Origin of the sequence: Nostoc sp. (genome assembly GCF_036917455.1) — a bacterium.
Lineage (GTDB): Bacteria > Cyanobacteriota > Cyanobacteriia > Cyanobacteriales > Nostocaceae > Nostoc.
Window position 1 is genome coordinate 33,510 of sequence record NZ_JBALDK010000055.1, and the last position, 11,181, is coordinate 44,690.

General features: G+C 43.8%; 10 protein-coding genes. 9 read left to right on the forward strand and 1 reads right to left on the reverse strand.

The window, feature by feature from the left end; genetic code table 11:
• Window positions 1–238 precede the first annotated feature (238 nt).
• From V7K42_RS06115 to V7K42_RS06155, 9 genes are all read left to right on the forward strand, one after another.
• Window positions 239–2,281, forward strand: a complete 2,043-nt coding sequence (locus tag V7K42_RS06115; RefSeq protein ID WP_442938529.1) for a phosphodiester glycosidase family protein — start codon at window positions 239–241, stop codon at window positions 2,279–2,281.
• A gap of 308 nt (window positions 2,282–2,589) precedes the next feature.
• Entirely contained in the window at window positions 2,590–3,009 is a 420-nt protein-coding gene (locus V7K42_RS06120) for a cupin domain-containing protein (RefSeq protein ID WP_094331153.1), read from the forward strand.
• 229 nt (window positions 3,010–3,238) lie between these two features.
• The gene (locus V7K42_RS06125) at window positions 3,239–3,568 is read left to right on the forward strand and encodes a HesB/IscA family protein (RefSeq protein WP_104899173.1); all 330 of its coding nucleotides are present in this window, start codon (window positions 3,239–3,241) and stop codon (window positions 3,566–3,568) included.
• Window positions 3,569–3,686: 118 nt separating this feature from the next.
• A complete protein-coding gene (gene rpsL / locus V7K42_RS06130) occupies window positions 3,687–4,073 on the forward strand; it encodes a 30S ribosomal protein S12 (protein WP_094331155.1) in 387 nt (128 codons plus the stop codon).
• 528 nt (window positions 4,074–4,601) lie between these two features.
• Window positions 4,602–5,072, forward strand: a complete 471-nt coding sequence (gene rpsG, locus V7K42_RS06135; protein WP_094331156.1) for a 30S ribosomal protein S7 — start codon at window positions 4,602–4,604, stop codon at window positions 5,070–5,072.
• Window positions 5,073–5,211: 139 nt separating this feature from the next.
• The gene (gene fusA / locus V7K42_RS06140; protein ID WP_334914478.1) at window positions 5,212–7,290 is read left to right on the forward strand and encodes an elongation factor G; all 2,079 of its coding nucleotides are present in this window, start codon (window positions 5,212–5,214) and stop codon (window positions 7,288–7,290) included.
• Between the two features lie 23 nt (window positions 7,291–7,313).
• A complete protein-coding gene (tuf, locus tag V7K42_RS06145) occupies window positions 7,314–8,543 on the forward strand; it encodes an elongation factor Tu (RefSeq protein WP_334914480.1) in 1,230 nt (409 codons plus the stop codon).
• 180 nt (window positions 8,544–8,723) lie between these two features.
• The gene (rpsJ, locus tag V7K42_RS06150) at window positions 8,724–9,041 is read left to right on the forward strand and encodes a 30S ribosomal protein S10 (RefSeq protein ID WP_008232935.1); all 318 of its coding nucleotides are present in this window, start codon (window positions 8,724–8,726) and stop codon (window positions 9,039–9,041) included.
• Between the two features lie 221 nt (window positions 9,042–9,262).
• Window positions 9,263–9,910 carry an LON peptidase substrate-binding domain-containing protein gene (locus V7K42_RS06155; RefSeq protein ID WP_334914482.1) on the forward strand — a complete coding sequence of 216 codons (648 nt, stop codon included), beginning with the start codon at window positions 9,263–9,265 and terminating at the stop codon, window positions 9,908–9,910.
• 114 nt (window positions 9,911–10,024) lie between these two features.
• Here V7K42_RS06155 and pheA read toward each other — a convergent pair whose 3' ends face one another.
• Window positions 10,025–10,900, reverse strand: coding sequence for a prephenate dehydratase (gene pheA / locus V7K42_RS06160; protein ID WP_334914484.1), 876 nt, complete (start codon window positions 10,898–10,900; stop codon window positions 10,025–10,027).
• Between the last annotated feature and the right edge of the window lie 281 nt (window positions 10,901–11,181).

Genomic DNA, 11,181 nt, shown 5'->3' on the forward strand with positions numbered 1-11,181 from the left:
ATCTTAATCTAGTTTTGATAACCAATACTACCGTGTATAGTCTGGTTAGAATTAGTGCCAGTTAAAACACTTGATTGCAGTGGCTTTAGCTTCTAAATTCGTTTGTTTTAAAAGATATAACTAGCCAATATATAGGATAACATCTTTTATAAGAAATAAAGTCATGTTATCTTTATATTTCCGAATAATTAGTTAGTTTATACGTTGGGTAATATTTTTCAAAAGTAACTAGTAAATTATGGTAAAAATGCCGAGTTGTTGCCAATTAGGGATTAGCGTTGGCAGAGCCATCGCCAAGGGCGAACGCAGATTTTTTCGGGCTACGGTGTCACCAATACTTTTAACAGTACTGTGCTTAACGAGTACCTGTGCTACCAACGCCCAGGAGTCGAACACCAAACAAATACCAATTTCCCAGTCACCTGCACCACCTTTAACAGGGGTGGCATCCTTTGGTAATCAAATTTCTCTTAATGGTCGTACTTTACCAGGAACTTGGTTGCAGCGACCTGGAAAATCTGGTCAGGTGACAACTCATCTCAGCGATGGGGTATTCAGGCAATTAATTGGAGTAAATTTCTTAAGCAGTAGTAACTCAGCGAAGCAACCAATACAGTGGTTTTCATCGGTGACAAAGCCACTGGTTTTATCCACCAGGCTACTAGGAGCATATCGCTACCTTGATATTAGCAATTTCGCTCAAACATCTGGATGGGAAATCCGAACCAATGGCAACACCTTGGTGATTGCTACCCCAAAAACGCAAGTCACAAATATTGTTCAGAGTCAGCAACTTTCAGACGCGAGTGTTAATCCTTTGCAACAGGCTCGGATTCTTGTGAATTTAGATCGTCCAACTCCTTGGCAAGTAGCACAAGGAGGAGCGATCGCAAAACTGCAAACTCCATCCTCCGATCCAGACACGCCAACTCTCAAACCCACTACACCGCCAAATCGAGAGTGGACAATTACCCTGGATGGAATAGCCGATCCTGTTTTGATAGAACGCTATACCCCCCAGCCAGCAGTACCACCAGCATTACTGCCAAATTTACTCAAACAATTATTACCAGTTACACCAACACAACCAATACCACCAGCCCCCGATCCACTAATTCAAAAAGTGGAGGTGGTGAAAAACCAAACTATTATTAGTTTGAGCGTTCCCTTTGGTCTATCGCCTCAAGTTAGTACTGTCCCTAACCCCAATCGCCTCATTATCGATATTCGACCCGATCCTTTAGAAGAACGAGATATTACTTGGGCTCCGGGATTACGCTGGCGACAAAATTATGTCAACTTAGGCACAGAACGCTTTCCAGTGGTCTGGTTAGAAGTTGATCCCCGCAAATTTGGGCTAACACTGAAACCTATGTGGGCTAGCCCTAATGGACTTGCTGGTACTGCTCCCTTAATTCAAACAGCCCAACGTTACTTAGCAGTAGCTGGAATTAACGGTGGTTATTTTAACCGCAATAACAGATTGCCATTGGGTGCGATTCGTCGGGATAATCAGTGGTTATCAGGCCCTATTCTTAACCGAGGTGCGATCGCTTGGAATGATTCAGGCCAATTTTACTTCGGTCGTCTCACCTTAGAAGAAAGTTTAATTACTGCAAATAACCAGCGCTTACCAATTCTGTTTCTTAATAGTGGCTATATCCAAAGTGGCATTGCCCGTTACACACCAGCTTGGGGAGCAACTTACACACCCTTGACGGATAACGAAATTATCCTAGTGGTACAAAAAGACCAAATTACTCAACAGTTACCAGGTGGCAAAGTTGGTGGGACGGCCGTTCCCATTCCCCAGGATGGCTACCTGCTAACTTTACGCGCTAACGCTGCTAGTGCTGCTTCACAGTTACCCATTGGAAGCGCAGTGAGTATTTCCAGCAGTACTACTCCCACTGATTTTAGTCGTTATCCCCACATTATCGGAGCAGGCCCCCTATTAATCCAAAATCGCCAAATTGTCCTTGATGCCAAAGCCGAAAAATTCAGCAATGCCTTTATTGCAGAAAAGGCTATTCGTAGCGGCATTTGTACAACTGCAACAGGCACACTGATGATAGCTGCCGTGCATAATCGTGCCGGCGGTTATGGGCCAACATTGGCAGAACATGCCCAACTGATGCAACAAATGGGCTGTGTAGATGCCTTAAATTTGGATGGGGGTAGTTCTACCAGCCTTTACTTAGGAGGACAACTACTCGACCGATCGCCTAGTACTGCTGCTCGTGTTCATAATGGAATTGGTATTTTCTTGAAACCACGATGATTAGGGAATGGAGAATGGGGAATGGGGAAGCAGGGGAAGCAGAGGAAGCAGGGGGAGAAAGAATAAAGAACTAATACCCAATTCCCAATCTTTTTTTAAAGCTTAGAACAAGCTATCATTTTGCTTGATGAAGACTTGGTGTAGATACAACACTTTTAGGAGTGATGATTTACACCGTCACGTTTGATTTTGTTATGTTTATCAAGGTGCGGCAAAATTGCTGGTTTTCAACGTTGCAAAATAGCGCCAGATTTTTTATCAATAGTTAAGAGTACTAACGGTTTGTTATGTCTTCAAATGAGGTAACTATGGCTAGATATCAAGAAACTACACAGACTGAAACTCTACACCTACCTTCAAATATCACTTCCAGAGGAATTGCTGCAACTGAGTTACGTCCTTGGGGTGCTTTTACAGTCTTAGAAGAAGGGCGCGGATACAAAATCAAGCGCATTGAAGTTAAGCCCGGACACCGCCTCAGTTTACAAATGCACCACCACCGCAGCGAACATTGGATTGTCGTCTCTGGTACAGCTAGGGTGACTTGTGGTGAGCAAGAAGTACTACTGAGCAATAATGAGTCAACTTATGTACCCCAATGTACATCTCACCGTTTAGAGAATCCTGGCGTGATTCCCTTAATATTAATTGAAGTGCAAAATGGCGAATACTTGGGAGAAGATGACATTATTCGTTACCAAGATGACTATGCCCGTACTAAGGATTAAAACTCTAATCTAAAAACTGAATACATTTCTTGTGCAAACCGTCTTTGCGAACCACTGCACCCCAGAAGTCCCTACCTAGTTAAGGTAAGGACTTCTGCTTGTTGTGCTATAAATGTAGTAATAGCGATCGCGCTCATAACTTTGGTAATTTGGAATTTTCGAGAAGTAAGAGTTAACCCATCTGTCTGTAAAATGAAGATGGGGTATTCAATTGCAAAAACCGAGTTCCATGATTCATTTGAGTCAAGCAGCCGCAAGTGAAATTGGGCGGATAAAGTCCAAGCAGCAGCCAAATGTTTTGTTTCGATTGGCAGTAAAACCAGGTGGTTGTTCTGGATTCTTTTATGATATGTCGTTCGATGAAGCAATAAAAGTTGGCGACCAGGTTTTTGACTTGGATGAGATTCAAGTAGTCATAGATGCTACAAGCTTAAATTACCTCAACGGTTTGAGGGTAGATTATTCAGAAGACCTAATGGGTGGTGGTTTTCGCTTCCACAACCCCCAGGCGATCGCAACCTGTGGCTGTGGCAATTCCTTTTCTACAACTAATCACTAATTAGCCATATTTTGCTAATAATAAAGGAAAAATTAAAATTGACATAAAAGCCTAAAAAACGATATAATCAGGATTTGTTAAAACTTAGACATATAAGCAGCTTTACGCGCTGTAACTCATGCCAACAATACAGCAGCTAATACGTACCGAGCGCGAACAAGCGCGTCAGAAAACCAAGTCCCCGGCTCTGAAACAATGCCCTCAACGTCGGGGAGTTTGTACCAGAGTATACACGACCACACCAAAGAAGCCTAACTCAGCTTTACGCAAAGTAGCAAGAGTCAGACTTACATCTGGATTTGAAGTTACAGCTTACATTCCAGGAATTGGTCACAACTTACAAGAACACTCAGTTGTGATGATTCGTGGCGGTCGGGTTAAGGATCTACCAGGCGTGAGATACCACATTATCCGTGGCACCCTAGATACAGCCGGAGTCAAAGACCGTAAACAAGGGCGTTCCAAGTATGGAACCAAGCGTCCAAAAGCAGCAGCGAAAAAATAGGATTAGGCGATTAATCGCACCCAAGACGATTAATCGTTTACCTTAAAAACGCTCAAGGACAAAAAACTATCAGGGTCTGTGTTCTAAGAGCAGTTATGAAAGCTGCTCAAGTCTGTTAAAAAAAATCAAGCAAGCTACACCTACACTAAGCGAGCAAGTGTAGAAGTTCTGAGGAGAAGGCTGTAACCCACAGCATAATTCTCGTCTGAACATTAAGGTTTAGAATCTTGTCACCGTGAGTATTTAGTTGCAGGTAGCAAGTCAATGAATTTTAGATTTTAGATTTGCAATTTTGGATTGGTCGAACCCACAAGGGGATGAGGCTTACAGACTTTTGATTTTTTCCAATCCTTGTGGTCGGAACGTCTACCAAAAATTCTAATCCAAAATTGGAAGTCAATAGGTCAGCCTTGCTGCAACAGTCGAAAACAAAATTGAAAAAGTCTGAGGGTTGGGTTCCACAGGTTTTGGTTTCCGGTGTCTGATAGCATATAATTTCGTTGCCAAATTCCGAATTAAAGGTGAAGTATGTCTCGTCGTGGTGTTATTCAAAGGCGCCCAGTTCCGTCTGACTCTGTATATAACAGTCGCCTTGTGAGCATGATTATCAGGCGGATCATGCGTCATGGCAAAAAATCACTTGCCGCCCGAATTGTTTATGAAGCATTGAAAACTATTGAAGAACGCACTGGTAACGGTGCTTTAGAAACCTTTGAAAGAGCAGTGCGAAATGCCACGCCTTTAGTAGAAGTAAAAGCTCGGCGAGTAGGTGGAGCAACCTACCAAGTACCAATGGAAGTGCGTACAGAACGGGGTACTACCCTAGCACTGCGTTGGTTAGTGCAATATTCCCGGTCTAGACCAGGCCGGACAATGGCAAGTAAATTGGCAAATGAGTTAATGGATGCTGCCAACGAAACTGGCAATGCGATTCGGAAACGCGAAGAAACGCACCGGATGGCAGAAGCTAACAAAGCATTTGCTCACTATCGTTATTAAGTAAAAAAGCGATATATCGCCTTGCCCAAGCGGTATATCGTGGATTTACAAAAACAAAGACGGTTTTCCGTAAAAGTATAGAATCTTAACAAAGAGTAATATACAAGATATCATGAGGCAAAAACTATAGGAGGTAGCTGTGGCACGCACGATCCCGCTAGACAAAGTACGCAACATTGGTATTGCGGCGCATATAGATGCGGGCAAAACAACAACAACAGAGAGAATATTATTTTACTCTGGGATAATTCATAAAATTGGCGAAGTTCATGAAGGAACTGCCGTCACAGACTGGATGGAGCAAGAGCGGGAGCGGGGAATTACCATTACTGCGGCTGCTATCAGTACCAGCTGGAAAGATCATCAAATTAACATTATCGATACTCCGGGTCACGTAGACTTCACAATTGAAGTTGAGCGTTCCATGCGCGTGTTGGATGGCGTAATCGCAGTATTTTGTTCTGTGGGCGGCGTGCAACCGCAGTCTGAGACAGTGTGGCGGCAAGCAGAACGCTACAAAGTTCCTCGGATCGCCTTTATCAACAAGATGGATCGCACCGGAGCGAACTTTTATAAAGTTCACGATCAAATCCGCGATCGCTTGCGGGCGAATGCGATCGCCATTCAACTACCGATTGGTAGTGAAAACGACTTCCAAGGTATCGTTGACCTAGTAGGACAACGTGCGTACATTTACGCCAACGATCAAGGAACCGATATCCAGGAAACCGATATCCCGGAAGAATTGCAAGCGCAAGTAGACGAATTCCGCACCAAGCTCATAGAAGCCGCAGCAGAAACCGATGATGCTCTGATGGCCAAGTACTTCGACGGCGAAGAACTTACAGAACAGGAAATTCGGACTGCCCTGCGTAAAGGCACAATTGCGGGGACGATTGTACCAGTACTTTGTGGTTCGGCATTCAAAAACAAAGGCGTGCAGTTAATGCTGGATGCTGTTATCGATTACCTGCCAGCGCCAAGTGAAGTACCGCCAATTCAAGGCTTACTGCTCAATGGCGATACTGTTGAGCGGCGGGCTGATGACAACGAACCCCTAGCGGCTCTGGCATTCAAAATTATGGCTGACCCTTACGGTCGCCTGACATTCGTTCGCGTTTATTCTGGTGTCCTGAAAAAGGGCAGCTACGTTCTCAACGCTAGTAAGAATAAAAAAGAACGGATTTCCCGCTTAGTTCTCATGAAAGCAGACGATCGGCAAGATGTCGATGAACTGAGAGCGGGCGATCTAGGAGCAGCTTTGGGATTGAAAGATACCTTGACAGGTGACACACTCTGTGATGATGGATCGCCAGTAATTCTGGAATCTCTATTCATTCCTGAGCCTGTAATCTCGGTGGCGGTTGAACCCAAAACCAAGAACGACATGGACAAGTTGTCCAAGGCTCTGCAATCTCTTTCAGAAGAAGACCCTACCTTCCGTGTCCGCGTCGATCCCGAAACAAACCAAACCGTGATCGCCGGGATGGGAGAGCTACACCTAGAAATTCTAGTAGACCGGATGTTACGAGAATTCAAGGTGGAAGCGAATGTAGGTGCGCCACAAGTAGCTTACCGAGAAACAATTCGGAAAGCTGTGAACAAAGTTGAAGGCAAATTCATCCGCCAAAGTGGTGGTAAAGGTCAATACGGTCACGTTGTGATCAATTTGGAGCCTGGAGAACCCGGTACTGGCTTTGAATTCGTTTCCAAAATTGCCGGCGGTACAGTACCTAAAGAGTACGTTGGCCCCGCAGAACAAGGGATGAAAGAAAGCTGCGAATCCGGTGTTCTAGCTGGATATCCATTGATTGACGTTAAAGCGACGTTAATTGATGGGTCATACCACGATGTAGACTCTTCAGAAATGGCTTTCAAAATCGCTGGCTCAATGGCGATGAAAGAAGCTGTACTGAAAGCTTCACCTGTCATCTTAGAACCTATGATGAAAGTTGAAGTTGAAGTTCCTGAAGACTATATGGGTAACGTCATTGGCGACCTCAACACTCGTCGAGGGCAGATTGAAAGCCAAAGCACCGAAAAGGGACTTGCTAAGGTAACATCTAAAGTTCCACTGGCAAGTATGTTTGGCTACGCCACTGATATCCGGTCAAAAACCCAAGGTCGGGGTACCTTCACGATGGAGTTCAGCCACTACGAAGAGGTGCCTCGCAGCGTAGCTGAAACTATCATTGCAAAAAGCAAAGGGAACGCTTAGTTAAAATAAGGAAATGAGCATTCATGGCACGCGCAAAGTTTGAAAGAAATAAACCCCACCTCAATATCGGTACTATTGGCCACGTTGACCACGGTAAAACCACGTTAACAGCAGCCATCACTATGACCTTGGCGGCTCTTGGTCAAGCTACAGCTAAAGGCTACGACCAAATCGATAACGCGCCAGAAGAAAAAGCACGGGGTATTACCATCAATACCGCTCACGTTGAGTATGAAACCGAAAATCGGCACTATGCTCACGTAGACTGTCCAGGCCACGCTGACTATGTGAAGAACATGATCACTGGCGCTGCTCAGATGGATGGAGGTATCCTCGTAGTAGCTGCTACTGATGGCCCTATGCCCCAAACCCGCGAACACATTCTGTTAGCAAAACAGGTGGGCGTTCCCAGTCTGGTTGTATTCTTGAACAAAGAAGACTTGATGGATGACCCAGAACTCTTGGAACTAGTAGAACTAGAACTCAGAGAACTGTTAAGCAGCTATGACTTCCCTGGCGATGATATCCCCATTGTTAAAGGCTCTGGTCTACAAGCTCTCGAAGCAATGACCAAGAATCCTAAGACCAAAAAAGGTGAAAATCCTTGGGTAGATAAAATCTACGACTTGATGGATGCTGTGGATTCCTTTATCCCCACTCCTGAGCGGGATGTTGATAAACCCTTCTTGATGGCAGTAGAAGACGTGTTCACCATCACAGGTCGCGGTACTGTGGCTACTGGACGGATTGAACGCGGGAAAGTCAAGGTTGGCGATACTGTCGAGCTAATTGGTCTCAAAGACACTCGGACTACCGCCGTCACCGGGATTGAGATGTTCAAGAAGAGCCTCGACGAGGGTCTGGCTGGAGATAACGCTGGTGTACTACTGCGTGGTCTCAAGAAAGAAGATATCGAGCGCGGTATGGTAATAGCCAAACCAGGTTCAATTACACCTCACACTCAATTTGAAGGTGAAGTGTACGTCCTAACAGAAAAAGAAGGTGGTCGTAAGACTCCATTTTTCGCTGGCTACCGTCCCCAGTTCTATGTACGGACAACCGATGTAACTGGTACTATCAAAGCCTACACCTCTGATGATGGCAAAGAAGTAGAAATGGTGATGCCAGGCGATCGCATCAAGATGACAGTAGAATTGATCAACGCGATCGCTATTGAACAAGGAATGCGCTTCGCTATCCGCGAAGGTGGACGTACCATCGGTGCTGGTGTCGTCTCCAAAATTATCAAATAGCACCTTTTCGCTCATAACAAAGGAGCAGAGATGGTATAATTCCTCTCTGCTCCTTTCTCTTCCCTCTATAAATAAGGTAATAGGTTACAGGGGACAGTTGATAGTTTTCTGTAACCTTTACCCTGTAACCTTTAACCTTGTAAATAATCCCCTAATTACGCAGAACCTGGAAAATTAAAGATGGCAACTCTACAGCAGCAGAAAATTAGAATTCGCTTACAAGCCTTTGACCGACGTTTATTAGATACATCTTGCGAGAAGATTGTAGACACAGCTAACCGCACCAACGCTACAGCCATAGGCCCAATTCCTTTACCTACAAAACGCCGGATTTATTGTGTGCTGCGATCGCCTCACGTAGATAAAGATTCACGGGAACACTTTGAAACTCGTACTCATCGCCGGATTATTGACATTTACCAGCCTTCTTCTAAGACTATAGATGCCCTGATGAAATTGGATCTACCATCGGGTGTAGATATTGAAGTAAAACTTTAATTAGTCATTTGTCATTAGTCATTTGTGGTCATTTGTGAATAAACAAAGGACAAAAAACAAAGGACAACTGACAAATAACATTAGTATAAATACTTACGTAGCCTTGAGAAATATATCTCAGGGCTTTTATTTAGCTGGGAAACAAATGATAGAATATAGACAAAATACGGGAAAAGCAGAGAAAAAGAAATTTTAAAGATTAAGTTTATACCGAGGTAACAATGACATCATCTTCTAAAATTGCAGTTCGTGAACTACCTCTGTTCCCGTTACCTGAAGTAGTTCTGTTTCCTACTAGACCATTGCCTCTGCATATCTTTGAATTTCGCTACCGAATCATGATGAACACGATTTTGGAGAGCGATCGCAGGTTCGGTGTTTTGATGTTCGATCCAGTCAAAGGTACAATTGCAAATACTGGTTGCTGTGCGGAAATCGTTCATCACCAAAGGCTGCCAGACGATCGGATCAAGATGTTGACTTTAGGGCAGCAAAGATTTCGTGTATTAGAGTATGTTCGTGAAAAGCCATATCGGGTTGGTTTAGTTGAGTGGATTGAAGACCAAACACCGACTAAAGATTTGCGTCCTTTGTCAACTGACGTAGAACAACTACTGCGAGATGTTGTGCGTCTATCAGGTAAATTAACCGAACAAAATATCGAACTCCCAGAAGATTTGCCCGATTTACCAACAGAGCTATCTTATTGGGTAGCCAGTAATCTTTATGGTGTTGCCGCAGAGCAGCAGTTATTGCTAGAAATGCAAGATACTGCAACTCGTTTAGAGCGGGAAGCAGAGATCTTAACTTCTACTCGTAATCACTTGGCAGCTCGCGCTGTTCTCAAAGACACATTTAATGAAAAGTGATGAGTGAGAAGTAGAGACGTGAAAAATCTGTGTCTGTACAGCAGTTAGTAGTTAGGAAGAAATAACAAAAAATAATTTATATTCCCTAAATGATAACTGATAACTCCTAACTTCTCAAGTAAGAGCGCCGATCGGCAAAATATTGTAAGCGCCAAGAATTTTTAAAATCTCTGTGTGGATAGTTAATTCTGCTAAAGCAGATTGCATTTTTGTTTCCTTGACATCTGCTTCTAAATCCATGAAAAATAAATATTCGCCTAGCGATCGCTTCGTCGGACGAGATTCAATCCGGCTGAGGTTAATTCCTAATTGAGCAAATATTTGCAAAGGTTTGAGTAATGCTCCGGGTGTGTTGGCAGGCATACTAAAAGCTAGCGATGTGTGACTCGTAGGTGTTGTTGATGCTTGATATCCAGCGTCCCCCTCACCCTGACTTACTACCCAAAAACGAGTACAGTTTCCTGGATAGTCGTTAATACCAGTGGCAAGTATAGGCAGGTTGTAGAGTTGAGCGGCTCTACTAGAAGCGATCGCTGCTGTTGTCGTCTCTTGCTCTAATCGCTGTAGTGCTTCAGTTGTAGAATTGCTGGGAATAATCTGTACAGTCGGCAGAAACCGCTCTAACCATCCTTGACATTGTGCCAAAGCCTGCGGGTGAGAGTAAACAGTTTTAATCTTATCTAAGCCTGACGCACAGGAGATTAAGGTATGGACAATGGGTAATACCAAACCCAGCTGAATCCGCAAACTGTCTAACTGCCACAGTGTATCTAGCGTCATAGTCACACTCCCTTCAATAGAATTTTCTACCGGCACAACAGCTAGGTGAGCTTGACTATCAGCAACGGCGTGTAGTGACTGTGAGATGGTGGGATAGGGACATAAGGTAGCTTCAACTCCCTTATTTTTAGTCAACCAGTTGACATAAAGAACAGCTGCTTGTTCTGCGTAAGTGCCGGGAGGCCCTAAATGTGCGATCGATAAAGTCATGCTTTTAGCCTTGAGTTGCGAGTTTAATACGTAAAATAGAGATTATGATATTTTGGGTTTAGCAAATATAAAATATATTCGATATCTATTCTTAATAAAGACTGTTATCTCTAAAATTTACGCACTAACACCTTTTTTTTGTGAAGCTGCGCCAAATATTCCTTTGCTTCTTATTTCTTCCTTCCTTTCCCGGATTTCTCACAAAGCCTGAGAAAAGAGGAGTCAAAAACTGCCAAAATGTCTATTGCACATGAATTCCAGCAGTTTTAAGCATGACCCCT

Bases quoted from the DNA above. Each gene is read 5' to 3' on its own strand.
- V7K42_RS06125 (WP_104899173.1), top strand. From the start codon at position 3,239: ATGATTCATTTGAGTCAAGCAGCCGCAAGTGAAATTGGGCGGATAAAG.
- pheA (WP_334914484.1), bottom strand. From the start codon at position 10,900: ATGACTTTATCGATCGCACATTTAGGGCCTCCCGGCACTTACGCAGAA.
- V7K42_RS06115 (WP_442938529.1), top strand. From the start codon at position 239: ATGGTAAAAATGCCGAGTTGTTGCCAATTAGGGATTAGCGTTGGCAGA.
- rpsJ (WP_008232935.1), top strand. From the start codon at position 8,724: ATGGCAACTCTACAGCAGCAGAAAATTAGAATTCGCTTACAAGCCTTT.
- rpsG (WP_094331156.1), top strand. From the start codon at position 4,602: ATGTCTCGTCGTGGTGTTATTCAAAGGCGCCCAGTTCCGTCTGACTCT.
- tuf (WP_334914480.1), top strand. From the start codon at position 7,314: ATGGCACGCGCAAAGTTTGAAAGAAATAAACCCCACCTCAATATCGGT.
- rpsL (WP_094331155.1), top strand. From the start codon at position 3,687: ATGCCAACAATACAGCAGCTAATACGTACCGAGCGCGAACAAGCGCGT.
- V7K42_RS06120 (WP_094331153.1), top strand. From the start codon at position 2,590: ATGGCTAGATATCAAGAAACTACACAGACTGAAACTCTACACCTACCT.
- V7K42_RS06155 (WP_334914482.1), top strand. From the start codon at position 9,263: ATGACATCATCTTCTAAAATTGCAGTTCGTGAACTACCTCTGTTCCCG.